Here is a 25,658-nt window from a genome sequence, read left to right on the forward strand (position 1 = left end):
CTCGCCGGCGCCTCCGGCACCAAGGGCACCCTCGACCTCGAGGTCGCCGACAAGCTCCTGGCCAAGATCGACGAGATCGCCGAGATCTTCTGGGCGACGAAGAAGGCCTGAGCCTCTCTCGATTCAGCCCTTACGCCACAGCCGCTCCGTTCACGGGGCGGCTGTGGTGCGTTAACGGCGCGGCGAGGCCGGTCTCGTTGCATAATCGTCGGGACTCCCACAGAAGGACTGATAAACCCAGATGCCCCAGGTCGAGCTGCGCCTTCCCGCAGAAGGCGCTTACGTCTCCGTGCTGCGTACGACCACCGCCGCGCTCGCCGCGCGCCTCGACTTCACGCTCGAGGACATCGAGGACCTGCGGATGGCGGTCAGCGAGGCGGCGGCGATCTGCCTGGAGTGCGCCGCGGACGCCGCTGACCTGGACGTCGTCTTCGACCTGGGCGAGGACACCATCGGAGTCACCGTGACCACGACCTGCGACGCCGAGGCGGAGATCGACGAGGAGAGCTTCGCCTGGCAGGTACTCACCACGCTGGCCAGGGAGGTCACCGCCACCCCCGACGGTGATCAGCTCAGGATTTCCCTGGTCGCGGGAGCGACCCCGCTTGGAGCCGCGCGCTGACATGGCGCAGGAGACGATTCGGTCGTCGAGGTCCAGGAGCACCAGCGAGGTGGATGACGCCCGCGCCCGCTCCCGCGAGCTCTTCAGGGCCCTCGCCGGGCCGGACCTGCCCGACGCGGAACGGACCGCCGCTCGCGACGAGCTGGTCCACCTCAACATGGCGCTGGTCGAATACTGCGCCTCCCAGTTCTACGGCCGCGGCGAGCCGCACGAGGACCTCGTCCAGGTCGGCGTCGTGGGCCTCCTCAACGCCGTGGACCGCTACGACCTCTCCCGTGACGTGGAGTTCTCGACGTACGCGGTGCCCACGATCCTCGGCGAGATCAAGCGCTACTTCCGCGACAGCCGGTGGGCCGTCAGCGTGCCGCGCCGTCTTCGGGACCTGCAGCAGAACCTCCGCGACGCCACCGCGGAGCTCTCCCAGGAGCTCGGCCGCTCCCCCACGGCCCGCGACCTCGCCACCCGGCTCGGGGTCAGCCTGGAGACCGTCGTCGAGGGCCTGGAGTCCAGCAACGCGTACGCAGCGCTGTCCCTCGACTCCGAGAGCGACGAGACCGCGCCGATGCTCGACTCGCTGACCGCCCACGACCTGCGCCTGGACGACGTCGAGGTGCGGGAGTCGATCAAGCCGGTGCTCGACAGCCTCTCCGCGCATGAGAAGCAGGTGCTGATGCTGAAGTTCTTCCGCAACAAGACCCAGACCGAGATCGCCGCCGAGCTCGGGGTCTCCCAGATGCAGGTCTCCCGGCTGCTCAACCGATCGCTCACCCAGCTCCGCAAGGCGCTGGAGGAGGACTAGCGACGTACCCGAACGAGCTCGGGTGGTTCCGGCGGGTCGCCGGCCTGTGTACCGACCTGTCGGACGCGCGGCTGAGGACTTTGGCGTTGTTCGACGGCGACCTTCGGCACTGTGTGGAGATCTCAAGCGCTGCCTAGCGTGATCAGAGATCGTAGGAGGTCGCCATGCAGGGATTTTTCATCTGGGGAGCGTTCACCGTCGGGGTCGCAGCGTTCTGTGTCTGGAAACCGCAGGCAGCGCGGATCTTCGTCGGCCTCTTCTTCGGCGCGATGGCCCTGGGTATCCACGGAGCGCTCATCCTCACGAACCCAGAGAGCTATGTCGACTTCGCCGGCGCAGCACCATGGGCGATCTATCGGGAGGTCGGAACGGCATTGACCGAGCCGAACCCGCTGGCCTTCGGCATCTTCATGCTCGGCTTCGAGACCGTCATCGCTGCTCTCATCCTGAGCCGGGGTCGAGCCGTCACCTGGGGCCTGCTCGGCGCGATCCTCTTCCTGATCGGGATCGCCCCGCTGGGACTGGAGGAGGTGCCGAACATCATTCTCGCCGCAGGTATCGGCTTCCTCCTCACCCAGGAGTTCCGCACCGACGCGTGGACCATGCTGCGCCGACACCGGCGTCCCCGTTCCCAGACGGCCGAACGTGAGGTCACCACACCTCGTGGACGTGGAGACGCAGCAGAGGTCAAGGCGCGATGACGCGCCCCAACAAGGTCCTGCTCGGACTGTTGCTGTTCAACGGCTTGAGCGCGACGGCTGGGGGCCTCGCCCTCATGACGGACTGGATTCCCGAGCAGGCGTCCTGGGTCCGGGGCACCGACTTCCCCAGCAACTACTTCCCTGGCGTGATCCTGATGGCTCTCGTCGGCGGCAGCTCTCTGATCGCCGCCGCTGCCCTGCTGAAACGCAGTGACGGCTGGCAGCTCGCCAGCATCGTTGCTGGAACGATCATGGGCTTCTGGATCGTCGGCGAGATCGCGTCGATCCGTCACTTCCATCTCCTGCAGCTGCTCTACTTCGCGACTGGTGCGCTGGTCGTGACGTGGACGCCGGCACAGCAGACGGAAGAGGCTTCCGCAGAGGTCGAGGAGCCCACCTCCTCGTCGACGGCCCGGCGACAGGTGCGTGATGGCGATGCGAACGCCACGGAGTGAGGACCTCGGACGGTCCGCCGTGGTGAGCCCCAGGACCCGACGCCTCTGCGTCGCCGTTGCTGCATTGGTGGTGGTCGCGGCCGTTCCCACGTTCTTCGTGGACGGAGTTCTCAACGGCCCGCCCGTGATGAACGGCTCCGCGCGCGGCACGGCGCTCACCATGTTCGCCCTGGCGCTCCCGGTGCTCGCGGTCGGCGTGGTCACCTCGATCTCCGGCTCGGTCTGGGGGCGGGCCGCGCTCATCGGCGCGCTCGGCTACCTCACCTACAACGCCACCCTCCTGGCGTACGCCACCCCGTTCAACGAGCTGTTCCTGGCCTACGTCGCGCTTCTCGGGCTGTCGCTGTGGTCACTGGTCAGCGCGTTGCTCGACCCTCTGCCGGTCCTTTCGCCGGGGAGCAGGCTGCCAGCGCGTGGCATCGCCGCGTTCATCCTGACCGTGGTCGCACTCAACGCACTGGCCTGGCTGCGGTTCGTCGTACCCGATCTGGGAGAGGATCCGCCGGACTTCCTGGCCGGGACCGGCCTGACCACCAACCCGATCTATGTCCAGGACCTCGCGGTCTGGCTGCCCGCCCTGGCGATCGTGGCCGTGCTGCTCTGGCAGCGACGGCCCGCCGGCCTCTTCCTCGGTGGAGCCGGACTCTTCTTCTGGGAGATCGAGGCGATCGGGGTCGCGGTCGACCAGTGGTTCGGTCACCGCGCCGACCCCACCTCAGACGTGGCGACCCAGGGTGGCGTCGCCTTGTTCGCCGTGCTAACCGGGGTGACCCTCGTCCCGCTGATCCTCTGGTTGCGTGCGGTCCTGTCGCGCTCTTAGCGCTCCTCGAGCGCGGCGATGCTCGGCGGCGCGAAGATACCGACGAGGGCGACGACCGCGACCAGCGCCAGCCCGCCCGCGATCGCGAGATCGTCGCGGAGGTTCCAGGCCAGACCGAGCACGATCAGCTGGACGAGCACCAGCGGCGCCCGCGCCCACGACTCCAGTCGCCAGAACATGGCGGCACACCAGCCGATGCCGGCGGCGCAGAGCAGGAAGAACAGTCCGCCCGCGATCGCGGTCGTGAGCGAGGCGGCATCGGGGATGCGTACGAACTCCAGCGCTCCCCACACCAGCATCGCCGCGGTCTCGACGCCTGCGGCGATCACGGTCAGCAGGAGGGTCCAGGGGCGATGCGGCGCGGTCACCTCAGCAGCCTAGAACCCTCGCCAAGCCTCAGAAAATCCGCAGTAGCATACACCACGGGATTTGCGGGTAACTCACCGCGTTACCGAATTGTCTAGCCCCAGGAAGACTGAGTGTTACGGTCCGGTGACGAACCAGACACTGGTTAGGGGTTGTTTCGGCGTCCATTTCTTGGAACTCTAGAGACCAGCACGCACGTGAAGACATTCACACATCCCCGCCACGTGCCGACTCGCAGGGTCTCGAACCACCAGGGCCTTGCCCATCCTACGTCAGAAAGAGGGTCTACCCAGCCATGGATTGGCGCCACCGTTCGGCTTGTCTCGATGAAGACCCGGAACTGTTCTTCCCCATCGGAAACACCGGTCCGGCCATCCTCCAGATCGAGGAAGCCAAGCAGGTCTGCCGGCGTTGCGACGTCCGGGAGCAGTGTCTTCAGTGGGCTCTTGAGGCCGGTCAGGACCACGGCGTGTGGGGTGGACTGAGCGAGGACGAGCGTCGTGCGCTGAAGCGCCGCAACGCTCGCTCCCGTGTCCGCACCGCCGTCTGACCAAGCCCTAGAGGCCATCAACCCCTAGCGTTCCACCTAGAGCTCCAACGGCAGCTCGACCGCAGCTCTCGCCCCATGGCCATCAGGCCGGGGCCCCAACGAGAGCCGGCCCCCGAGCTCGCCTTCGACGAGAGTCTTCACGATCGACAACCCCAAGTTTGTCGATGTGTCGAGACTGAACCCGTCGGGTAGTCCATGACCGTCATCCTCGATGGTCACCTGGAGATGCCCGGCGGGTTGCTGTCGTACGGACATCACGATCTTGCCGGTCTCGGGATCGCCCGGACCGTTGCCGCGGTAGCCGTGCTCGACTGCGTTCTGCAGCAGCTCGGTGACGACCATCGCCATCGGCGTGGCCACCTCCGAGGGCAGCGACCCGAAGGATCCCTCCCGGCGCACCCGCACCGCGACGCCGACCGAGGTGACCTCTCCGACCATGGAGGCGAGCCGGTCGGCGATCTCGTCGAACTCGACGGTCTCCTCGACGGCCTGCTGCGAGAGGATCTCGTGGACCAGTGCGATGGATCCGACACGCCGTACGGCCTCGTTCAGCGCATCTTGTGCGACACCGGAGTCGACCCGGCGCGACTGCATCCGGAGCAGCGCGGCCACGGTTTGTAGGTTGTTCTTCACTCGATGGTGGATCTCGCGGATCGTCGCGTCCTTGGTGACGAGCTCACGATCACGTCGGCGCAGGTCGGTGACGTCGCGCAGCAGCACCAGCGCACCGATCGCCTCGCCACGTGGCCGCAGCGGGATCGAGCGCATGATGATCGCCATCACCCCGGTGTCGATCTCGGTGTCGCGGTGCGCCCGGCCGCCGAGGACGGCGCTCAGCGTCTCCTCGTCGGGGCGCTTGCGCGGCGGCACCAGGGCGCGGGTCATCCCGGCCAGGGACTGGCCGGCGAGGTCGCCGGAGAGCCCCAGCCGCCGGAAGACCGAGAGCGCGTTGGGGCTGGCGTAGTCGACGACGCCGTCGGCGTCCACCCGCACGAACCCGTCCCCGACCCGAGGGGTGTCGGTGTGGTCGCTGCGCTGACCCACCGCCGGGAAGTAGCCGTTGGCCACCATCTGGGTCAGGTCGGCGGCGGTCTGCAGGTAGGAGAGCTCGAGCTTCGAGGGCGTGCGTACGCCGAGGAGGTTGGTGTTGCGGCTCAGCACCGCGATGATCCGGCCGGCGCGGCGTACGGGGATGGTCTCGACCCGCACCGGGAGGTCGTCGCGCCACTCCGGGTCACCCTCTCGGACGAGCCTGCCGGCGTCGACGGCGTCGTCCAGGGTGGCGTGGCGCCCCTTCGGCACGAACATGCCCACGATGTCGTCCACGTAGGCCGTGGGACCGGTCGTGGGACGCATCTGACCGGCCGCCCAGAAGCCGTTCCCGGACTTGTCCGGAAGCCACAGCACCAGGTCGGCGAAGGAGAGGTCGGCCAGGATCTGCCAGTCGGCCATGAGCAGCTGAAGCCACTCGACATCATCGCTGTCGAGTTCGGTGTGGCTCTGGGCGAGCTCACTCAGGGTGGGCACGCGGACAGCGTAGATGTAGACCTTGGTAGGGCATTGCGCGGGTCGGTGGTCGGCGCGTGGCCGGGTTTGGCAGGATGTTCCCCATGTCGGAGGCGTACTGGCGGGAGGTCCATTCAACTGGTCTCGCCGTACCCACCGACCGGCCGCTGGGTGACCTCACCATCGAGCTCACCCGGATGCTCGGCGACCCGGATCCGGACGTACGCAGCGGGCTGGCCGTGCCGGCCCTGTCGACCTGGATCCAGCGCGGTGTCTACGACGACCTGCTCGGGGGCCTGGGCGACGGGATGGCGGCCGGCCTCGTGGTCGGCCTCGGCGACTCCGGCAACAACGGCGTCTTCCGCCGGGCCTCCTCGGTCGAGGCCCTGGCCCAGTGCATCGCCCGCGACAACGCCCGCTCGCTGGTGCGCGCGGAGAAGGTGCTGGAGTGGGGCGACCGGATCGCCACCTGGCTGCTGCGCGAGCGCGACCTGCGTGCCTTCGTTCCCGAGCGTGGCTGGGCGCACGCGGTGGCCCGCGGCGCCGACGCGCTCGGCACCCTGGCCGCCTCCGAGCACCTCGGCAAGCCCGAGCTGACGGTGATCCTCGACGTGGTCGCCGACCGGGTGCTCGCCCGGGGGGACACCATCTACGCTCACGGCGAGCCCGACCGGCTGGCGGCGGCCACGATGTCCGTGCTGCGCCGCAATCTGGTCCCGCTCAACATCATGGAGCCGTGGATCAACCGGATCGTCACCGTCGCCACCGCCACCCCGGAGACGCCCGACCGCGACCCGTTCCTGCTCACCGGCAACGCCGAGGCGTTCCTGCGGGCCCTCTACATCCAGCTCGCGCTCAGCAACGACATCCCGCAGATCCGCGGCGACCTGCTGCTGGTCGTCGTCGCTGCCCTGAAGAAGTCGAACGCCACCTACCTGACCTGACTGCGGGTCGAGATTCGCCCTCCCGCACCTGGGTTTGAGAGACTGTGCCGAGGCCCCTCGGGGTCTACGTACCCCAATGGAGGAGATCATCATGGGCAAGACTGGCCGCAAGCGCCGCGCGCGCCGCAAGAAGGGCGCGAACCACGGCAAGCGCCCCAACAGCTGACCACAGCTGTAAATGACGTGAGAGCCCCAGCCGATCCGGCTGGGGCTCTCGTCGCGTCTGTGGCCCGATGATGCGGGCCGTCAGGACCTGGTGCGGAGCTCCTGGATCTGGACCATGATCTTCGCGCGCAGGTCACCCGGGGCGACCTCGGTGCACGAGCGCGCCACGACCGCCTTGACGATGCGCTGCTGGTCGTACGTCTCCAGGCAGGGGTTGCAGGTCTGCAGGTGGTGCTTGACCTGGTCGGCGTCCGCCGCGGTCAGCTCGTTGTCGATCAGGAAGACGATCTGCTCGAGGAAGTCCGCGCAGTCGGTCGGTGACGCGTCATGTTTGTGGGCACTCATGACGCACCTCCACGAGCGCCGGTGAGGTCGTTGGTGCGGACGTAGTCCGAGAGAAGATCGCGCAGCTGGCGCCGGCCGCGGTGAAGCCGCGACATCACGGTGCCGATCGGGGTTTCCATGATCTCGGCGATCTCCTTGTAGGCGAATCCCTCGACATCGGCGAGGTAGACAGCGAGCCGGAACTCCTCCGGGAGGCGCTGCAGCGCGTCCTTCACCTGAGAGTCGGGCAGGTGCTCGAGCGCCTCCATCTCCGCGGACTTCAGGCCGGTCGAGCTGTGCGACTCGGCCCGCGCCAGCTGCCAGTCCTCGACGTCCTCGGACATCGACTGCTGCGGCTGGCGCTGCTTCTTGCGGTAGGTGTTGATGAAGGTGTTCGTGAGGATGCGGTAGAGCCAGGCCTTCAGGTTGGTGCCGGGCTTGAACTGATGGAAGGAGGAGTAGGCCTTGGCGAACGTCTCCTGCACCAGGTCTTCCGCATCGGACGGGTTGCGGGTCATCCGCATCGCCGCCGAGTAGAGCTGGTCGAGGAAGGGCAGCGCGTCCCGCTCGAAGCGCAGCGCGCGCTCCTCGGGGGTCTCGGTGGCCAGGTCGACGACCTCATCCGTCTCAATGTTGTCGCTCATCACGTCCCAGGGTACGCGTGCGACCATCGGGGCGCTCATCGGCGACATATCTGCCACCGGGCGTTCGAGCAGAATGGTCATGTTGCGTGAACGCCGCGACGGCCGCCAAACATTCCCTGCTGTCCGCGGACCCGTCCCGACCGCTGCGTCAGGACGTCTGCAGGACGAACATGCTCCATGAGGCCGGCGGCAGCTCGGCCTCGAGCGCACCACCCACGACCTTCGCCGAGTCGTACGCCTTCGGCACCACCCGGTCGGGATCCTCCATGCTGTTCACCGCGAACAGGTCCTCGCCGCCCAGGACCGCCGCCTCGACCAGCTCCACGTGGCCGAAGTGGCGCACGTCGGTGGAGAAGGCCATGGCCTCCGACGGGTGCCGGTTGACGACGAACACCGCCACACTGCCGTTCTCCGGATCGTGGGTCGCCACGGCGTCGAGGGCGGAGACGTCGCCGTGCTTGGCGGTCGCCATCGTCGGCGCGACCACCCGCGGCTCGAGGACCTCACCCTGCGCGAACCGGGCAGTCAGCGCGAACGGGTGGAAGATCGACTGCCGCCACGCCGGCCCGCCGGGCTCGCACCTGATCGAGCCGATGGTGTTGACCAGCTGGGCCTGGCAGGCGGCGGTCACCCGGTCGCTGTGCTTGAGCAGCGTGATGAGCAGAGAGCCGACGACCACGGCGTCGAGCGCCGTGTACGCGTCCTCGCTGAGCCGGGGCGCGAAGGTCCACTCCTCCGGCATGCCCTCCTGCTGGAACTTCTTCAGGTACCAGACGTTCCACTCGTCGAAAGAGATGTTGATCCGCTTCGGCGAGGAGAGCTTCGCCCCGATGTGGTCGGCGGTCGCGACGACCTCTCGGATGAAGAGGTCCATGTCGACCGACGAGGCGAGGAAGCTCGCGACGTCGTCGCCTTCGAGCTCGTAGTAGGCGTGTGCCGAGACGAAGTCGACCACGTCGTAGGTGTGCTCGAGCACCGTCGCCTCCCACGCGCCGAAGGTCGGCATCGACCGACCTGAGCTGCCGCAGGCGACCAGCTCGAGGTCGGCGTCGTACTGCCGCATGCCGCTGGCCACCTCCTTGGCCAGGCGGCCGTACTCCTCGGCCGTCTTGTGGCCCAGCTGCCAGGGGCCGTCCATCTCGTTGCCCAGACACCACATCCGGATGCCGTACGGCTCGATGGCGCCGTGCGCGATGCGACGCTCGGACAGCTCGGTTCCGCTGGGGTGGTTGGCGTACTCGAGCAGCTCGAGTGCCTCCGGCAGGCCGCGCGTCCCCAGGTTCACCGCCATGATGGGCTCGATGGCGGCCTTCCTCGCCCAGGTCATGAACTCGTCGAGACCGAACGCATTGGTCTCGACGCTCCGCCACGCCGGGTCCAGGCGGGTGGGCCGCTGGTCGCGCGGCCCCACTCCGTCCTCCCACTTGTAGCCGGAGACGAAGTTGCCGCCGGGGTAGCGAACAGCGGTCACCCCGAGCTCGCGTACGAGGTCCAGTACGTCACCTCGCAGGCCGTCGCCATCCGCCGTCGGGTGCCCCGGCTCGAAGATGCCTCCGTAGACGCAGCGCCCCATGTGCTCCACGAACGACCCGAAGATCCTCCGGTTGACGGGGGCGACGGTGAACGCCGGATCGATCGTCAGCTTGCCGTTCTCCATGGGTTCCTCTCTGGTCCTGGCAGCGTCTACTTGAGCTGGTTCTCCAGATCGGCCTGCGCCTGGTCCAGCGCCTGCTTGGCCGGAACACCGTCCCCGAAGATCTGGTTGTACGTGCTGGTCGTGAACACCTCATCGACCTTGGGCAGGTTCGGGTCCGCGAAGGACTCGAAGTGGCCGATGTCGCCCTTGACCTCGTTGAGCACGTCGAAGAGGTTGGTCCGGAAGTACTTGTTGTACTTGTTCTCCGGGTTGTGGGTGACCTCCTTGTCCTCCCACACCGACATGTTCACCGGGTCGAAGCCGAGCTCCTCCCAGACGGCGACGTTGGCCTCCGGCGACAGCTTCGCGAAGGCGAGCCACTCCATGGCGAACTCCTTGTTCGGGGAGCTGTCGATCACCGCGGTGCCGGTGCCGCCGCCACCGATCGTGGCGACCTCACCGCCCTCGATGACCGGCGCCGGCGCGATCGCGACGTCGCCGGCAAGGTCGGGCATGTAGTCGACGAACCGGGAGGTGTACCAGGCCGGGTAGACGACGGCCGCGTACTCGCCGTTGTTGATGGGGCCGTAGGCCTCCTCGATGTCCGGGCTACCGCCCGGGATGGTCGAGAGCGCGCCGGCCTTCTGCATCTCCTGCAGCATCTCGACCGCCTCGACGACCTCCGGGCTGTTCACGGTGACGTTGCCGTCCTCGTCGAACAGGTTGCCGCCGAGCTGCGCCATGACCAGCGGCTGCATGATGTTGGTGTCGGTGCTGGCGATGCCGAACGCCTTGCCGGTCGCCTTGTTGTACTTGGCGCCGGCCGCCTTGAAGTCGTCCCAGGTCTCGATGGTCTTGTAGTCGACCCCGGCCTTCTCCAGCAGCGGGACGTTGTAGAAGGCCACCTGAGCTCCGACGTGGGTCGGATAGCCGAGCTGCTTCCCCTCCCGGTTGTAGAGGTCCATCCGGGCCTGCACGATGTCGTCCTGGTACGGCTCGGCGGCGTCGGACAGCTCCGCCAGCGGCGTACGCCCGTCCTCGGTGACGAAGTTGGAGAACTTGTTCACCTCGATGTCCACGACGTCCGGGAGCCCCTTGCCGGAGTTCACCGCCAGCTGGAGCTTGTTGTGCATCTCGTCGTACGGGAAGACCGTGACGTCGAGCTTGATCTCCTTGTCGGGGTTCTTCTCGTTCCACTGCTCGGCCATCGCCTCGTAGTAGGTGCCGTGCAGCTCGGCGAACACCCACATGTCGATGCTGGTGCGGCCCTGAGCGTCAGGGCCGCCTTCGTCCTCGGAGCCGCCGCCGCAGGCGCTCAGCGCGAGCGTCGCGGCGAGCCCTGCGGCGAGGAACGAGGTGATTCTCCGCGTTGTCGTCATGGTTTCTCTCCATCTGTGAGGTTGTGCAAGGGGTCACCCCTTGAGCGCCCCGGCCGTCATCCCTGCGACGAAGAACCGCTGGAAGAGCAGGAACAGCACCAGGATGGGAAGGAGCGAGAACATGGACCCGATGATGAGAAGCTCGTAGTTGTTCTCATGCGGGGTCAGCAGGGTGTTGAGCCCGATCGGGAGGGTGAACTTCGACTCCGAGCGCAGCACCAGCAGCGGCCAGAGGAAGTTGTTCCAGATGATCATCCCGTTGAGGATGGCCATCGCCGCGAACGCCGGTTTCGCCACCGGCACCACGATCTTGAAGAAGATGCCGAACTCCGTGGCACCGTCCATGCGGCCCGCCTCGAGCAGATCCTTCGGGATGCCGAGGAAGTACTGCCGGAAGTAGAAGATCGTCACCGAAGCGGCCAGGAACGGCAGCACGATCACCGAGTAGGAGTCGGCCAGGCCGACGTCGTTCACCAGCACGTACAGCGGGAGCATCATGATCTCGAACGGCACGGCCATGAGCAGCAGCACGGCGATGAACAGCGCGGTCTTGCCCTTGAAGTCGTAGACCGCGAAGCCGTACGCCACGAACGAGCTGACCAACAGCGTCCCGGCCACCTGCGCGACGGTGAGCAGGATCGAGTTGGCGAACCAGCGGAAGTACGGCCCGGAGTCGGTGAAGAGCATCACGTAGTTGTCCAGCGACAGCGAGCCGAGGTCGATGTCGAAGGAGAGCCCCCGCCGGATGACGTCGTTGCCGTCCTGGAACGTCGCCACGAACATGATCAGCAGCGGAGCGAGCACGACAAGGGTCAGCACCAACAGGAGCGTGGTCTGGATCGAACCGTGGAGCCAGTACGGCAGCTGGACCCTGGTCCGTGCGGTCGGCTCGGCGCTCATCGGGCGCTCTCTTTCTTGAAGGTTCCGCTGAGCGTGAGGAACGTGAGGTTGATGGTCATGATGACCACGAGCAGGACGACACCGACCGCGGAGGCGAAGCCCAGGTCGTTCTGCTCGATCCCGCGCCGGTAGAGGTAGCCGATCACCGTCAGCCCCTGGTCGTTGGGCGAGGAGTTGCCGCGGTAGAGCATGAAGCTCTCCAGGAACATCGCCAGACCGCCGTACACGCTGATGGTCGTGACGTAGACGATGGTCGGCTTCAAGTTGGGCAGGGTGATGTGGAAGAACTGCTGCAGCCTGCTGGCCCCGTCGATGGTCGCGGCCTCGTAGTACTCCTCCGGGATGGCCTGCATGCCGGCGAGGAAGTAGAGGATGTTGACGCCGGTCCAGCGCCACATCGCCAGCGCCAGCAGGGCGATCAGTCCGCCGGTGTCGATGCGAAGCCACCGGACCGGCTCGAGGCCGAACACCCCGACGATCTGGTTCATCAGTCCGGTGCCGGTCTCGGCGAACATCAGCCGGAAGATGATCCCGGCGACGACGACGGAGGTCAGCGCCGGCACGAACATCGAGGCTTTGAAGAACGCCTTGACGCGCGGGCTGCCGATCTTGGAGTTGATGAGCGCGGCCAGCACCAGCGGGATCGGGATCAGGAGCGCGATGGTCAGCACCATGTAGCGGGCACTGTTGAACATCGCCTTCCAGAAGAGCCGGTCCTCCCAGAGCCGCTGGTAGTTGTCCAGACCGATGAAGGCGGACTGCCCGAACACCACCTCCTGAGTGCTCAGCAGGAAGGTACGAACGAGCGGGATCATCCAGAAGGCGAGCAGCGTGATCACGAACGGCGCGATGAAGAGGTAGGGCGCCGCCCTCTGCGAGTACAGCAGCCGCCGGAGAACGACCATCTGAAGACTCCTCTTCGCTGAGGTATCCAACGCGCGTGGGGCATCGAACCACCACCGGTTTACGACGATGCACGCCTCTCACCAGCGGATTTACTACGTGGTAATCAGCGCATATCCTTGTCCTGCGCTCAGACCCTGTCAAGATCCGAACGTGACATTCGCCACACGGAGTGTGCGAAAGGGCAGCCGGGGGCCGACGCGAAATGGCGATGTAGGCTGCCCCCTGACCTGGGGGCACGAGGGAACACGAGGCGACGATGGCTGTGACGATGCGCGAAGTCGCGGCCATTGCCCGTGTCTCGCCCAAGACCGTGTCCAACGTGGTGAACGACCATCCCAACGTGCACCCGGACACGCGTGCCCGCGTGCAGAAGGCGATCGCCGAGCTGGGCTACCGGCCGAACCATTCCGCGCGCGGCCTGCGCTCCGGCCGCACCGGCGTCATCGGGCTGGCGGTCCCGGAGCTGAGGCAGGCCTACTTCGCCGAGCTGGCCGATGCGGTCATCGCGGCTGCGGCCAAGCGCGGACTGAGCGTCATCGTCGGGCAGCTCGGAGGCGACCGCGAGCACGAGATCGAGCTCCTCACCCATGGGCTCCCCCAGACCGACGGCCTGCTCTTCAGCCCCGAGCGACTCGGCACCGAGGACCGCGACCTGTTGGCGTACGTCGACTTCCCGCTGGTCATGCTGGGAGAGTGGATCTTCGGCGGACCCACCGACCACGTGACGATGCACAACATCAGCGCGGCCCGCGCAGCCGTCGAGCACCTGATCTCTCTGGGGCGCCGGCGGATCGCCGTCATCGGCGCCCATCCCGAGGACGAAACCCGGGTGATGGGGCCCTCGAACCTGCGTATCCAGGGCTACCGGGAGGCTCTGGCGGCTGCCGGGATCGAGCACGATCCCCGACTCGAGCGGGTCGTCGCGCCCTGGCATCCGGAGGACGGCGCCGACGCGGCGCGGCAGCTCATCGAGTCAGGGCTGGAGTTCGACGCCATCTTCACCCTGACCGACTCGCTCGGGCTGGGTGCGCTCCGAGCTCTCGGTGAAGCGGGGCGCGTCGTGCCCGACGATGTGGCCGTGATCGGCTTCGACAACATCACCATCAGCCACCTCACCGTCCCCTCGCTCTCCAGCATCGACCCCGGCCGTGCGGAGATCGCGGAGACGGCGGTCAGCATGCTCGTCGAGCGCATCGAGTGGGGTGCAGGGTCATCGCGGCCGGCTCGGCTGCACAAGGCTGCCTTCGACGTCATCGTGCGGGAGTCGTCCGGCGGGACCGCCTCGGGGCCCGCCAAGGCCACGTCGAGGCAGTCCGGCGCGACCCCTCAGAGACTCAACGGTTGAGCCACGCGAAGGGCTCCTTCCCGACCTCCACCCGGTTGGTGAGCCTGCCGACCTCAGCGACCTCGATCTCCACCATGTCGCCGGGCTGAAGGCTGAAGCCCATGTCGGGGACGATCCCGGTGCCCGTGGCCAGCGCCGCACCGTCGGGAAAGTCGTTGGCGGCGAACAGGTGGTCGACGAGCTGCTGGATCGGACGCACGAGCCGGCTGGACGACGTCTCCGCCGCGACGACCTCGTGCTCGCCCCGGCGGACCACCAAGGTGATGGCGAGGGCGGTGGCGTCAGGGACCTCCCACACGGGCCTGATGCCGGCCGCGAGCGCTGCCGCGCCTGCGTACACCTTGGCCTGGGGCAGGTAGAGCGGGTTCTCGCCCTCGATCGAGCGGGAGCTCATGTCGTTGCAGACCGTGTAGCCGATGATCTCGCCGTGGGCGTTGATCACGACGGCCAGCTCCGGCTCGGGTACGTCGTGGCCGGAGTCGGCCCGGATGCCGACCGGTTCGCCGTCGGTGACCAGACGCCAGGCCGGCGCCTTCGGGAACAGCTCGGGCCGCTGCGCGGAGTAGACCTTGTCGTAGACCGACTGCTCGGCGCTCTCCTCCATCCGGGCACTGCGCGAGCGGGCATAGGTGACGCCCGCGCACCACAGCTCGGCCCTCCCGTCCAGCGGAGCGAGCAGACGTACGGACGCGACCGGGACCGGCGCCGCGGAGGCGGACTCCACGGTGGCCAGCAGCTCGTCGTGCGGCATCGCGAGGAGATCCGCCATGGATCCGACACCGCTCACCGGGGTGATCGAGTCGTCCCTGCGTACGCCGACCTGCGGGCCGTTTCCGCTGTCGTATCGGACAAGGTGCATCGGCTGCTCCTCAGTGGTTGTCACGTGGGGTGCCCTTGGTCTGCGCCACGCGCTGATACTTCACCGCAGGCTCCAGGACCATGCCGTCGGCGAGCTGGCCGACCATGGACCGCTGGATCTCCTGCCACGGGGTCTGCGACTCCGGCACCGGAAACTGGCCGACCGCCTCGCGCCGCTCGGCCAGCTCCTCGTCCGAGACCAGCATGTCCGCCCGTCCTGCGTTGAGGTCGATCCGGACACGATCGCCGGTACGCAGCAGCGCCAGGCCTCCTCCGGCTGCGGCCTCGGGCGAGGCGTTGAGGATCGAGGGCGACCCCGACGTGCCGGACTGGCGACCGTCGCCCACGCACGGGAGCGAGTGCACACCCCGCTCGATGAGTGCGGCGGGAGGCTGCATGTTGACGACCTCGGCCGAGCCGGGATAGCCGATCGGGCCGACACCTCGGATGAACAGGATGCACCCCTCGTCGATCTGGAGCGAGGGGTCGTCGATGCGGGCGTGGTAGTCCTCGGGCCCTTCGAAGACGATCGCGCGACCCTCGAACACGTTCGGGTGCTCGGGGTCCGAGAGGTAGCGCTCCCGGAACTCGTCCGAGATCACGCTGGTCTTCATGATCGCGCTGTCGAACAGGTTCCCCGTCATCACGATGAAGCCGGCCTGCTCCACGAGCGGGTCGTCGAAGCCGCGGATCACCTCGGCGTCCTCGCTCGCCGTGTCGCGGCAGTTCTCGCCGATGGTCCGTCCGTTGACCGTGAGCGCATCCTCGTGGATCAGCCCGTGACGCATCAGCTCGTGGACGACGGCCGGCACCCCGCCCGCGCGGTGGAACTCCTCGCCCAGGAACCTGCCGGCGGGCTGCATGTCGACCAGGAGCGGAATCCGATGCCCGATCGTCTCCCACTCCTCGATGCCGAGGTCGACCCCGATGTGCCTGGCGATCGCGTTGATGTGGATCGGAGCGTTGGTGGAGCCTCCGATCGCCGAGTTCACGACGATCGCGTTCTCGAACGCATCCCTCGTCAGGACGTCGGAGGGCTTCAGGTCCTCGTGCACCATCTCGACGATGCGCCTGCCCGTCAGGTAGGCCACCCGACCGCGGTCACGGTGCGGAGCTGGGATCGCGGCCGAGCCGGGCAGGCTCATCCCGAGGGTCTCGGCGAGGCTGTTCATCGTCGCGGCGGTGCCCATGGTGTTGCAGTGGCCGGGCGAGGGCGCAGAGGAAGCGATCAGCTCGGTGAACTCCGCCTCGTCGATCTCCCCCGCCGCGAGCATCTCGCGCGCCTTCCAGATGATCGTGCCCGAGCCGATGCGCTCGCCCTTGAGCCAGCCGTTGAGCATCGGCCCGCCCGAGAGCACGATCGCCGGGATGTTCACCGTGGCCGCCGCCATCACGCACGCCGGCGTGGTCTTGTCGCACCCTGTGGTCAGCACCACCCCGTCGAGGGGATACCCGTAGAGGACCTCCACCAGACCGAGGTAGGCGAGGTTGCGGTCCAGCGCCGCCGTCGGTCGCTTCCCCATCTCGTGGATCGGATGCACCGGGAACTCGAACGCGATCCCACCCATCTCCCGGATCCCGTCGCGTACGCGCTGCGCGAGCCCGAGGTGGTGCCGGTTGCAGGGCGACAGGTCCGAGCCGGTCTGCGCGATGCCGATCACCGGCTTGCCCGACTGGAGCTCCTCGCGCGTCACGCCCCAGTTCATGTAGCGCTCGATGTAGAGCGCCGTCATCGCGGGATTGTCCGGGTTGTCGAACCAGTCTCGGCTGCGCAGGCGAGGGGTGTTTACCACGTTGTAAACCCTAGCGGCACCACGCACGGCCCGCCATGGATCTGTCTAGGCGATGACCTCGCGGACCAGCCACTCCAGCGTGGACTCGACCAGGATCGCGTCGGCGTCGGCCTGCGTGATGGGGCCACGCTTGCCGACGACGAGGGAATGGTCGGCACCCGGGATCGGGGTGACCTCGATCCCCTCCGGGAACTCCTCCGGCTTGCCGAACCTGTCCCGGGTGCCTTGCAGCACCAGCGTCGGCACCCTGGATTCCAGCAGCTCGTAGGCACGCGAGATGCCCGGCTTGGCGATCGGGTGCAGCGGGAAGGCCAGGCAGAGCGCCCCCGCGGCGCCGAAGCCGCGCGCCGTACGGACCGCCGAGCGGGCCCCGGCAGAACGGCCTCCGACCACCAGCGGGGTGCGCACCCGCATCCAGTTGGCGGCCAGGGTCAGCGCCGCGTCGAGGGACTTGGGCGGGGTGGCCACCGGCTTCCCCTTGACCCGCCAGGGCTGCTCGAAGCGGACCACGGTGATGCCCTGGGCCGGCAGCGCGTCGTTGAGCGCCATCAGGTCGTGGGTGTCGATGCCGTTGCCGGCGCCGTGGGAGAGCAGCAGGGTCGCCTGTGGTCGCCGCGCCCGGCGGGTGTAGAGCCGCCCCTGTCCGTAGGGCGTGTCGATCATCTGCGTCGTGGTTCCACCCATGTCATCCCCAGGCTTCCTCGATCGGCAGCGGCTCGACGAGCTCGCGGCCGTTGTTGCGTACGTTGCTCACCAGCGTCGAGACCGGGTAGGCCTCCAGCCGGCCGGGCGCCGCCGGGGTCAGCAGCTCCAGATCGCCCGGACGGGTCGGGTCGAGCCACTGGTCCCAGCGCTCACGTTCGACCATGAGCGGCATCCGGTCGTGGATCCGCCCCAGGGAGTCCTCCGCCTCGGTGGTGATCACCGTGCAGCTCCACAGCCACCGGCCGGGGTCGTCCTCGGCCTTGGCGGGGTCGGGCCACAGCTCGTAGAGCCCGGCCATCGCCAGCACTCCCCCGTCCTTGGGGGTGATGAAGTAGGGCTGCTTGCGGGGCTTGCCCTTAGCGTCCTTGGCCTCGGTGGCGTACCACTCGAAGTAGCCGTCGGCCGGCAGCAGGCAGCGGCGCTTGGCGAACGCCCGGCGATAGGCGGGCTTCTCGCCCACCGTCTCCATCCGGGCGTTGATCATCCGGTTGCCGATCTTGACGTCCTTGGCCCAGGACGGGACCAGGCCCCAACGTACGGAACGGAGCTGGCGCTCGCTGGACGCGTCCTCGTCGCCACGCGGCGGGCGCTCGAGGACGGCATAGACATCGTTGGTCGGGGCTACGTTGTAGCTCTCGGTGAGCGGCTCCTGCAGGCGCAGCTCATCGATCTCGAACTCCTCGGCCAGCTCGTCGGGTTGGCGGCTGGACGCGTAACGACCGCACATACGTTCACCTTAGCGCCGGGTGCCGGTGGTGTTCGGAGGTATTTCTAGGCTCCGCGGGCGAGCTCGTCGAGCAGGATGCCCGCAGACCTGTCGTTGTCCGGGAGCCCCTCGATCCAGATCCGGTCGGCGCTGTGCTCGACCATCCGCTTGAGGAGCCCGAGCCGTTTGACCAGCGTCTCATCGCGCGGGGCGACCACGACCATCCGACTGTGGCCGACCTGTCCGACGGCGGCCGCGGTCGCGAAGACGGTGCGGGCGGTCTGGCCGAGCAGCGACATCCGGCGGGCGGTGGCGATGCTGTCGGTCTTCCCGCCGGGGGCGCCAGGGAGGTGGGCGTCGGTGACGACCAGCGCGTGGCTGCGCGCCGTGGCCTCCCGGTAGAGGTCCGAGATGCGTTCTCGCAGGTGCGCGAGGGTGGCGAGGCCGGTGAGCGGGTCGGCGCAGGAGATGGTGTGCAGATAGCCCAGCGTCGCCTCGCTCCAGGCGACGGACAGCGCGTGCACCTCGACGAAGGCCGGGTCGCGATCCTCCATGGCCTGCGTGGTCATCCGAAGGTCCTCGAGGCACTCCCCGAGGGAGACACCTGATTCGGCGAGGTCGTGGCCGGCGACCCAGCAGGCCTCGGCGACGTAGTTGCTGCGCTCGACGAGCGCCTCCGCGACGGCCTCGAACCGCGGCGGGAGCGCCGCACGCTGCTCGTCGGAGAGCTCTGTGATCTCAGGCGAGGTGGATGCAGGCGCACGCCGACCTCGGGAGAACAGCCGCACAACTCACCTCTTTTCTCGTGTTTCCTGGCGTTGGTGTCGTTCCTTGTCCGAAGTTGCTGGGTCATCGATACAGTGGTGCGCGCGCTGAACTACCGCGTGCCCACATGGACTTGACGTACGAAATCGGCAACCATGACGCGGTAGCGACCCACATTTTCTGGGTTTCGCGAAACTTGTTGTCAGATCCGGGGAGGGGCGTGACGTGCGGGCTCCAGCAGTCGTTAGCACAACGCATGTCTCCCGTTGGCGCAAGCCGCGTCATACCTCCGTCCTTCTAACGTCTCTGGTGCTGTGAGCGAATCGACCCCCACCTCTCTCCCTACCCTCGACGCCCCTGGCGACGCCGAGCTGATCACCGCTGTCCGCGGCGGTGACCTGGATGCGTACGGGACGCTGTTCGAGCGCCATGTCGAGGCCGCCCGCCGCCTGGCCCGTCAGCTGGTGTCGCCCGGCGACGCCGACGACCTCGTCTCCGAGGCGTTCGCCAAGGTGCTCAACGTGCTGCAGAGGGGCGGTGGCCCGGACCTGGCGTTCCGCGCCTATCTGCTGACGTCGCTGCGCCGTCTCCACGTGGACAAGATCCGTGCCGCCTCGAAGCTGACCACCACCGACGACCTGACCCCGTTCGACCCGGGCGTGCCGTTCGAGGACACCGCCGTGTCGGGTTTCGACAACCAGGCCGCCGCGAAGGCGTTCCAGCAGCTTCCGGAGCGCTGGCAGCAGGTGCTGTGGCACACCGAGGTGGAGGGCCAGAAGCCGGCCGAGATCGCGCCGATGCTCGGCATGTCGGCCAACTCGGTCTCGGCGCTCGCCTACCGGGCTCGCGAGGGCCTGAAGCAGGCGTTCATCTCGATGCACGCTCAAGACGCCGGCGAGGAGGCCTGCGCCACCACGCGCGCCAACCTGGGTGCCTACATCCGCAACGGCCTGTCCAAGCGTGACTCGACGAAGGTCGACGACCACCTCCAGGACTGCCGTCCGTGCACCGCGATCTACCTCGAGCTCACCGAGGTCAACTCCGGGATGGGTGCTTGGCTCGCTCCGGCTCTGCTCGGCTCCGCGGGCGCGGGCTACCTCGCCGTCGGAAGCGGCGTCGCCGCCAAGGGTGGCGTCGTGCTCTTCTTCGGGCGGGTCAGGGACTGGGTGCTGGGCGATCCCGTGGGACGTACGGTCGGTGCGGGTGCCGGTGTCGCGGCTGCTGCGGCCGTGGCCGCGGGGCTCGTGCTCACCGGCGGGGACCCGGCCCCGAAGGTGCCGGCCGCGGACGAGCCCACTGCGGAGGCGCCCGCCGCCGCCGATCCTGCCCCCGCGGCTCCTCCCGCCGCGCCGCCTGCGGCCCCGCCCGCAGATCAGCCCGCAGCCCCGCCGGCCGCACCTCCCGCCGACCAACCCGCCGACCAGCCGGCCGACCCGCCGGCCGACACCGCCCCGGCCCAGACCCAGGAGGCGCCGGTCATCACCTCGCCCCTGCCCGAGGTGCAGGTCGCTCCGGGTGGCAAGGCGGTCATCGACCTGACCCAGGGCGCCACCGACGCCAACGGCGACTCGCTCTCGGTCAAGGAGGCCAACGTCCGTGCCCCTGCCCACGGCGCCGTCACCGTGGGCGGCACCTCGACGTCGGGCGGCGGCAAGGGACGCGGCCCCAGCGGCGCGATCTTCGGTGGCCTGCGGATGGCCGGTGAGCCGGTCACGACCGTCACCTACGAGGCCGAGAAGGGCTGGCGTGGGACGGACACGATCGAGTACGTCCTCACCGACGGCAACGGCGGCGAGGTCGCCGGCACCGTCGACGTGACCACGCCCAACGCCGACCCGAAGGCCGTCGGCGACGCCGCGACCCTGACCAGGACTCCCGGGTCGAACGGCAACGGTCAGGGCAACAACGGCAACGGAAACGGCAACCAGCCGTCGACGGCGCAGGGGACCATCGACGTACTCGCCAACGACACCGACGACAACGGCGACACCCTCGACCTGGTCGAGATCGTGGACCAGCCCGCGCACGGCACGGCCGAGATCGTCGACGGCAAGGTCGTCTACACGATGACCGCCGGCTACGACGGGGCCGGCGACACCTTCACCTATCGGATCTCGGACGGCCACGGCGGCGAGGACGTCGGTGCTGCGGAGGTGACCTTCGAGGAAGCTCCGAAGCACGACCCAAAAGTCGAGGTTAGCGCCACCCAGCAGGGCGGCGGGTTCGGTGCGTCGTTCCTCGGTCTGTCCGGGTGGGCGAGCTACGTGGCCGCCACCGCAGAGGTCACCGGGCTCCCCGAGGCCGCGGCCGGTCGGTCGACCAAGCTCGTGATCACGGTGACGGGCATGGAGCCGGCCTACCTCGGCTGGCAGGCCTGCGGCACCTTCGCTCCCCCGCCGACGGGCAGCACGTACTCGTACGAGTGCGAGCTGACGGGTGACGGCACAGCGGCACACGTCGACTTCATCCCGAGAGCGGGCGAGACGTGGACCTTCGATGCTCGCATCGTCCCGGAGGGTTACGAGGACGGCGACGCGAGCAACAACCACGCCAGCGTCTCCGGTTCCACCGCGCCGGAGCCCACGCCGACCCCGACGCCCTCTCCCACCGAGACTCCGGACGTCCCGCAGGTGCCCACACCACCGACGACCCCGGACGTCCCGCAGGTGCCCACACCACCGACCACTCCGGACGTACCCCAGGTGCCGACTCCGTCCTCGGAGCTGCCCAGCGACCCGGGCACTCCGAGCGAGAGTCCCTCGCTGCCCGAAGGCCCCCAGGAGCCCAGCGACAGCGCGGACCCGGACGAGGAGCCCGAGGTCGAGCGCGGCTCCGCGACCGGCGGTCTGACCTGGGAGGGTTTCCTGAAGGCGCTCGGGATCGAGTGATTTCATCCCCGGTGACCGACGGCCGCCTCCGCTCGCGGAACCTCTAAAGTTGGACCTGTGACTACGACGAGCGACCGTGCCGCCGACCCTGCCAACGGACCGGCCGACCCCTGGCCGGCGCCTCGCGCGCACGGTCCGGTGACGGCGACGGTGTCGCTGCCGGGGAGCAAGTCGCTCACCAACCGGGCGCTGGTGCTGGCCGCGATCGCGGACGGGCCGAGTGTCGTACGTCGTGCGCTGCGGTCGCGCGACACGATGCTGATGGCGGCAGCGCTGACGTCGCTGGGGTCGCACGTGGACACCTCGGCAGACGACTGGGTCGTGACGCCCGGGGCGTTCGGCGCCGATGCCGAGGTCGACTGCGGGCTGGCGGGGACGGTGATGCGGTTCGTACCTCCGGTGGCCGCGCTCTCCACCGGCACCGTCGCCTTCGACGGCGACCCGCACATGCGCAAGCGGCCGGTCGGCGAGGTGCTGCGTGCGCTTCGTGACCTCGGCGTGGACATCGAGGGCGACGGTCTGCCGTTCACCATCCAGGGGCAGGGCGCCGTGCCCGGCGGGACCGTGGTGGTCGACGCCTCGGCCTCGAGCCAGTTCATCAGCGCGCTGCTGCTCGCGGGCGCGCGGTACGAGCAGGGTGTGGACGTACGCCACGACGGCAAGCCCGTGCCGTCGCTCCCCCACATCGACATGACGGTCGCGATGCTGCGCGAGCACGGCGTCGCGGTCGACGACTCCGACGCCAACCGATGGACCGTGGCACCAGGGCCGATCAAGGCGCTGGACCGCACCATCGAGCCGGATCTGTCCAACGCGGCGCCGTTCCTGGCCCTGGCCGCGGTCTCGGGTGGGACCGTGACCGTGCGCGACTGGCCGGAGTCGACCGACCAGCCGGGCGACCAGCTGCGCGAGGTGCTCTCGCTGATGGGCTGCGAGGTTCGGGTCACCGACGACGGGCTGACCGTCACCGGGCCGGAGCGGCTCACCGGGATCGACCTGGACATGCACGACATCGGCGAGCTCACCCCCGCCGTCGCGGCGCTGTGCGCGCTCGCCTCGACGCCCTCGCACCTGACCGGAATCGGCCACATCCGTGGCCACGAGACCGACCGGCTCGCCGCCCTCGCGCGCGAGCTGGGTGCGCTCGGGGCCGACGTCACCGAGCATCCCGACGGGCTGACGATCCGGCCGGCGGCTCTGCACGGCGGGGTGTTCCACACCTACGCCGACCACCGGATGGCCCACGCCGGCGTGATCATCGGGGCAGCCGTCGAGGACGTCCTGGTCGAGAACATCACCACCACCAGCAAGACCTTCACCGACTTCGCGCCCTTCTGGGCCGGCCTGTTCTGACGACGACATGGCGAAGGCACAGCGGCGCTACGGGACCGAGGACGTCGAGCACTACGACCGTCCCCGGCGCCGCACCCGGCCGCGGACGAAGGACCGGCCCAGCTACGACGACGCCGACCTCGGGCGGGTGATCACGGTCGACCGTGGGCGGTTCACGCTGGTCATGGACGAGGCCCCCGACGTCGAGGTGTGGGCGGTCAAGGCCCGCCCGCTCGGTCGTAAGGGCGTGGTCGTCGGCGACCGGGTCAAGGTCGTCGGCGACACCTCGGGCGCAGAAGGGGCGCTGGCGCGGATCGTCGAGCTCGAGCCCCGGGAGACCGTGCTGCGGCGTACGGCCGATGACGACGATCCCGTCGAGCGGGTCGTGGTCGCCAACGCCGACCAGCTGGTCATCGTCACCGCGATCGCCGACCCCGAGCCGCGTACGGGGTTCATCGACCGCGCGCTGGTGGCTGCCCTGGAGGCGGGCATCGACCCGCTGCTGTGCATCACCAAGGCCGACCTGGCCGACCCGGAGTCGCTGGTCTCGATCTACCGGTCGCTGGGGGTGCCGTGGGTGGTGACCCAGCGGGGCGGCGACATGAGCGCGCTGCGGGAGAGGCTCGACGGACGTACGTCGGTCCTCCTCGGCCACAGCGGGGTGGGCAAGTCGACCCTGGTCAACGCGATCGTTCCCGACGCCGGCCGCGAGGTCGGGCACGTCAACGCGGTCACCGGCCGGGGGCGGCACACGTCCACGTCGGCGTTGATGCTGCGGCTCCCGGGGGCCGGGTGGATCATCGACACCCCGGGGATCCGTACCTTCGGGCTGGCTCACGTCGAGCCGGAACGGCTCATCGTCTCCTTCCCCGATCTGCAGGAGGCGACGGCCGAGTGCCCGCGCGGCTGCTCGCACGCCGCCGATGCGCCGGAGTGCGGGTTGGACATCGCCGTCGAGGACGGCAGGCTCGATCCGGAACGGGTCGTCTCGTTCCGTCGCCTCCTCGAGGCGCGGTCGGTGCCGACGTACGCCCTCTGACAGGTCGAGCCCTCGATGCCCTGACCGGTGTTTTCGTGGGGAACCGGTTACCAGGGGAGGGTTCGCACGGGGAGCGGAGCCACTAGAGTGGATCCTCGTGGCGAGCACTCCTGACTACAACGACGACCTGCGGCTGGCGCACCTGCTGGCCGACGACGCCGACTCGCTGTCGACGTCGCGGTTCAAGGCGCTCGACCTGCACGTCATGACCAAGCCCGACCTGACCCCCGTCTCGGACGCGGACAAGGCCGTGGAGGAGTCGATCCGGCGTACGCTCTCCCGCGCGCGTACGCGGGACGCGATCACCGGCGAGGAGTCGGGATCCTCCGGGTCGTCGAGCCGCCGCTGGATCGTCGACCCGATCGACGGCACGAAGAACTTCGTGCGCGGCGTGCCGGTGTGGGCGACCCTGATCGCGCTCGCGGTCGACAACGAGGTCGTGATGTCGGTCGTCTCCGCGCCCCAGCTCGGGCGGCGCTGGTGGGCGGCGAAGGGCCAGGGTGCCCACACCGGCAAGTCGCTGATGAAGTCGACCCGCTGCCAGGTCTCCGACGTACGCCGCCTGGAGGACGCCTCGATGTCCTACTCCTCGCTGCACGGCTGGGAGGAGCGCGATCGGCTCGAGGACTTCCTGGCGCTGATGCGCAGCTGCTGGCGCACCCGTGCCTACTCCGACTTCTGGTCCTACATGCTCGTGGCCGAGGGCGCGGTCGACATCGCGGTCGAGCCAGAGCTCGAGCTCTACGACATGGCCGCGCTGGACATCATCGTGCGCGAGGCAGGCGGCCAGTTCACCTCGCTGGCCGGCGACCCGGGGCCATGGGGCGGCAACGCGCTGGCCACCAACGGGCACCTGCACGACGCCGTGCTCTCCTTCCTCGGCGGCCTGCCCGACGGCAACAACGACGCCGACTGGCCGGCCGCGCAGCCGGGATCGGTCACCGCGTTCCGCCGCCCGGCATCCGAGTAGCCGCGTTCCGGAACAGACCCTGGCGTGACGCACGTCACGGCCGCTACCGTTGGTGCATGAAGATCGCGGACGTACTCACTCGCAAGGCGATCGCAGAAGTCGTCACGATCGCATCAACCGCCACCGTGCGTGACCTGCTCGGGGTGCTCTCCGAGCACGGCATCGGGGCCTGTGTCGTCAGCGGCGACGGGACCGCCGTCGCCGGGATCGTCTCCGAGCGCGACGTGGTCCGGCGCCTCCACGAGAACGACGCGCTGCTCGCCGCCGAGGTCTCCTCGATCATGACCACCGAGGTCGAGACCTGTGCCCCCGAGGCCACCATCGACGAGATCCTGGGCATCATGACCAAACGCCGGATCCGGCACATGCCGGTCGTCTCCCCCGACGGCGGCCTGGTCGGCATCGTCAGCATCGGCGACCTGGTCAAGCACCGCATCGACCAGCTGGCCTTCGAGCGCGACCAGCTCGAGGCGTACGTCCACCAGACCTGAGATCCTGTCCGGATCCGACCTTCACAGGACCTGCACAACTTCTGCAGCC

At 68.6% G+C, this 25,658-nt stretch carries 27 protein-coding genes; 14 read left to right on the forward strand and 13 right to left on the reverse strand.

What is annotated here, in order from left to right:
• Positions 1 to 241: 241 nt before the first annotated feature.
• The 5 genes from ABT304_RS17830 to ABT304_RS17850 all read left to right on the forward strand — a co-directional run bounded on the left by ABT304_RS17830 (position 242) and on the right by ABT304_RS17850 (position 3,397).
• Positions 242 to 622 (forward strand): ATP-binding protein, encoded by a 381-nt coding sequence (locus tag ABT304_RS17830; RefSeq protein ID WP_160027671.1) that lies wholly within the window; start codon positions 242 to 244, stop codon positions 620 to 622.
• A 49-nt stretch (positions 623 to 671) separates the two neighbouring features.
• Positions 672 to 1,421 (forward strand): SigB/SigF/SigG family RNA polymerase sigma factor, encoded by a 750-nt coding sequence (locus tag ABT304_RS17835; protein WP_350717141.1) that lies wholly within the window; start codon positions 672 to 674, stop codon positions 1,419 to 1,421.
• Between the two features lie 164 nt (positions 1,422 to 1,585).
• Positions 1,586 to 2,122, forward strand: coding sequence for a hypothetical protein (locus tag ABT304_RS17840; RefSeq protein ID WP_350717143.1), 537 nt, complete (start codon positions 1,586 to 1,588; stop codon positions 2,120 to 2,122).
• Positions 2,119 to 2,577, forward strand: coding sequence for a hypothetical protein (locus ABT304_RS17845; RefSeq protein ID WP_350717145.1), 459 nt, complete (start codon positions 2,119 to 2,121; stop codon positions 2,575 to 2,577). Before ABT304_RS17840 ends, ABT304_RS17845 begins: the two co-directional genes overlap by 4 nt.
• 22 nt (positions 2,578 to 2,599) lie before the next feature.
• Positions 2,600 to 3,397, forward strand: coding sequence for a hypothetical protein (locus ABT304_RS17850; RefSeq protein WP_350717147.1), 798 nt, complete (start codon positions 2,600 to 2,602; stop codon positions 3,395 to 3,397).
• Here ABT304_RS17850 and ABT304_RS17855 read toward each other — a convergent pair.
• Positions 3,394 to 3,765: a hypothetical protein gene (locus ABT304_RS17855; RefSeq protein WP_350717149.1), complete on the reverse strand. Its 372-nt coding sequence runs from the start codon at positions 3,763 to 3,765 to the stop codon at positions 3,394 to 3,396. The genes ABT304_RS17850 and ABT304_RS17855 overlap by 4 nt on opposite strands.
• A 293-nt stretch (positions 3,766 to 4,058) precedes the next feature.
• Here ABT304_RS17855 and ABT304_RS17860 point away from each other — a divergent pair, with 293 nt between their 5' ends.
• Positions 4,059 to 4,313 (forward strand): WhiB family transcriptional regulator, encoded by a 255-nt coding sequence (locus tag ABT304_RS17860; RefSeq protein ID WP_008362075.1) that lies wholly within the window; start codon positions 4,059 to 4,061, stop codon positions 4,311 to 4,313.
• Positions 4,314 to 4,349: 36 nt separating this feature from the next.
• Here the strand turns inward: ABT304_RS17860 and ABT304_RS17865 are convergent, their stop codons facing one another.
• Complete coding sequence (locus ABT304_RS17865; protein WP_160027665.1) at positions 4,350 to 5,840, reverse strand: sensor histidine kinase; 1,491 nt, start codon at positions 5,838 to 5,840, stop codon at positions 4,350 to 4,352.
• A gap of 83 nt (positions 5,841 to 5,923) precedes the next feature.
• On the opposite strand from ABT304_RS17865, the gene ABT304_RS17870 reads away from it, so the two are divergent.
• Both ABT304_RS17870 and ABT304_RS30855 read left to right on the forward strand, forming a co-directional pair.
• Entirely contained in the window at positions 5,924 to 6,763 is an 840-nt protein-coding gene (locus ABT304_RS17870) for a DUF2785 domain-containing protein (RefSeq protein WP_160027663.1), read from the forward strand.
• Between the two features lie 91 nt (positions 6,764 to 6,854).
• The gene (locus tag ABT304_RS30855; RefSeq protein ID WP_370249596.1) at positions 6,855 to 6,929 is read left to right on the forward strand and encodes a 50S ribosomal protein bL37; all 75 of its coding nucleotides are present in this window, start codon (positions 6,855 to 6,857) and stop codon (positions 6,927 to 6,929) included.
• A gap of 80 nt (positions 6,930 to 7,009) precedes the next feature.
• Here the strand turns inward: ABT304_RS30855 and rsrA are convergent, their stop codons facing one another.
• From rsrA to ABT304_RS17900, 6 genes are all read right to left on the reverse strand, one after another.
• Positions 7,010 to 7,273 carry a mycothiol system anti-sigma-R factor gene (rsrA, locus tag ABT304_RS17875; protein WP_160027661.1) on the reverse strand — a complete coding sequence of 88 codons (264 nt, stop codon included), beginning with the start codon at positions 7,271 to 7,273 and terminating at the stop codon, positions 7,010 to 7,012.
• Positions 7,270 to 7,923, reverse strand: coding sequence for a sigma-70 family RNA polymerase sigma factor (locus tag ABT304_RS17880; protein ID WP_378841023.1), 654 nt, complete (start codon positions 7,921 to 7,923; stop codon positions 7,270 to 7,272). Before ABT304_RS17880 ends, rsrA begins: the two co-directional genes overlap by 4 nt.
• A gap of 121 nt (positions 7,924 to 8,044) precedes the next feature.
• A complete protein-coding gene (gene arfA, locus ABT304_RS17885) occupies positions 8,045 to 9,553 on the reverse strand; it encodes an arabinosylfuranosidase ArfA (protein ID WP_350717153.1) in 1,509 nt (502 codons plus the stop codon).
• 26 nt (positions 9,554 to 9,579) lie between these two features.
• Positions 9,580 to 10,911, reverse strand: a complete 1,332-nt coding sequence (locus ABT304_RS17890; RefSeq protein ID WP_350717155.1) for an ABC transporter substrate-binding protein — start codon at positions 10,909 to 10,911, stop codon at positions 9,580 to 9,582.
• A 33-nt stretch (positions 10,912 to 10,944) separates the two neighbouring features.
• Positions 10,945 to 11,811, reverse strand: a complete 867-nt coding sequence (locus ABT304_RS17895; RefSeq protein ID WP_350717157.1) for a carbohydrate ABC transporter permease — start codon at positions 11,809 to 11,811, stop codon at positions 10,945 to 10,947.
• Entirely contained in the window at positions 11,808 to 12,716 is a 909-nt protein-coding gene (locus tag ABT304_RS17900; protein WP_350717159.1) for a carbohydrate ABC transporter permease, read from the reverse strand. The genes ABT304_RS17895 and ABT304_RS17900 overlap by 4 nt, the downstream gene beginning before the upstream one ends.
• A gap of 257 nt (positions 12,717 to 12,973) precedes the next feature.
• Here ABT304_RS17900 and ABT304_RS17905 point away from each other — a divergent pair, with 257 nt between their 5' ends.
• A complete protein-coding gene (locus ABT304_RS17905; RefSeq protein WP_350717161.1) occupies positions 12,974 to 14,062 on the forward strand; it encodes a LacI family DNA-binding transcriptional regulator in 1,089 nt (362 codons plus the stop codon).
• Here ABT304_RS17905 and ABT304_RS17910 read toward each other — a convergent pair.
• From ABT304_RS17910 to ABT304_RS17930, 5 genes are read right to left on the reverse strand one after another with little or no spacing between them, the layout of a single operon-like run.
• The gene (locus ABT304_RS17910; protein WP_350717163.1) at positions 14,052 to 14,921 is read right to left on the reverse strand and encodes a fumarylacetoacetate hydrolase family protein; all 870 of its coding nucleotides are present in this window, start codon (positions 14,919 to 14,921) and stop codon (positions 14,052 to 14,054) included. The genes ABT304_RS17905 and ABT304_RS17910 overlap by 11 nt on opposite strands.
• A gap of 10 nt (positions 14,922 to 14,931) precedes the next feature.
• Complete coding sequence (locus tag ABT304_RS17915) at positions 14,932 to 16,713, reverse strand: IlvD/Edd family dehydratase (RefSeq protein ID WP_350717165.1); 1,782 nt, start codon at positions 16,711 to 16,713, stop codon at positions 14,932 to 14,934.
• Between the two features lie 45 nt (positions 16,714 to 16,758).
• Positions 16,759 to 17,397 (reverse strand): alpha/beta hydrolase family protein, encoded by a 639-nt coding sequence (locus ABT304_RS17920; RefSeq protein ID WP_350717167.1) that lies wholly within the window; start codon positions 17,395 to 17,397, stop codon positions 16,759 to 16,761.
• Between the two features lies 1 nt (position 17,398).
• The gene (locus ABT304_RS17925; protein WP_350717169.1) at positions 17,399 to 18,145 is read right to left on the reverse strand and encodes an SOS response-associated peptidase; all 747 of its coding nucleotides are present in this window, start codon (positions 18,143 to 18,145) and stop codon (positions 17,399 to 17,401) included.
• 44 nt (positions 18,146 to 18,189) lie between these two features.
• Positions 18,190 to 18,912 (reverse strand): hypothetical protein, encoded by a 723-nt coding sequence (locus ABT304_RS17930; protein WP_350717171.1) that lies wholly within the window; start codon positions 18,910 to 18,912, stop codon positions 18,190 to 18,192.
• Between the two features lie 291 nt (positions 18,913 to 19,203).
• Here ABT304_RS17930 and ABT304_RS17935 point away from each other — a divergent pair, with 291 nt between their 5' ends.
• The 5 genes from ABT304_RS17935 to ABT304_RS17955 all read left to right on the forward strand — a co-directional run bounded on the left by ABT304_RS17935 (position 19,204) and on the right by ABT304_RS17955 (position 25,609).
• Positions 19,204 to 21,777 (forward strand): sigma-70 family RNA polymerase sigma factor, encoded by a 2,574-nt coding sequence (locus ABT304_RS17935; protein WP_350717172.1) that lies wholly within the window; start codon positions 19,204 to 19,206, stop codon positions 21,775 to 21,777.
• 57 nt (positions 21,778 to 21,834) lie between these two features.
• Entirely contained in the window at positions 21,835 to 23,130 is a 1,296-nt protein-coding gene (gene aroA / locus ABT304_RS17940; RefSeq protein ID WP_350717174.1) for a 3-phosphoshikimate 1-carboxyvinyltransferase, read from the forward strand.
• Positions 23,131 to 23,137: 7 nt separating this feature from the next.
• Positions 23,138 to 24,148: a ribosome small subunit-dependent GTPase A gene (rsgA, locus tag ABT304_RS17945; RefSeq protein WP_350717176.1), complete on the forward strand. Its 1,011-nt coding sequence runs from the start codon at positions 23,138 to 23,140 to the stop codon at positions 24,146 to 24,148.
• Positions 24,149 to 24,245: 97 nt separating this feature from the next.
• Positions 24,246 to 25,118 carry an inositol monophosphatase family protein gene (locus ABT304_RS17950; RefSeq protein WP_160027635.1) on the forward strand — a complete coding sequence of 291 codons (873 nt, stop codon included), beginning with the start codon at positions 24,246 to 24,248 and terminating at the stop codon, positions 25,116 to 25,118.
• Between the two features lie 56 nt (positions 25,119 to 25,174).
• Positions 25,175 to 25,609 carry a CBS domain-containing protein gene (locus tag ABT304_RS17955; RefSeq protein WP_350717178.1) on the forward strand — a complete coding sequence of 145 codons (435 nt, stop codon included), beginning with the start codon at positions 25,175 to 25,177 and terminating at the stop codon, positions 25,607 to 25,609.
• The last annotated feature ends 49 nt before the right edge of the window (positions 25,610 to 25,658 follow it).

This window comes from Nocardioides sp. NPDC000445 (assembly GCF_040300245.1).
Taxonomy (GTDB): Bacteria; Actinomycetota; Actinomycetes; order Propionibacteriales; family Nocardioidaceae; genus Nocardioides.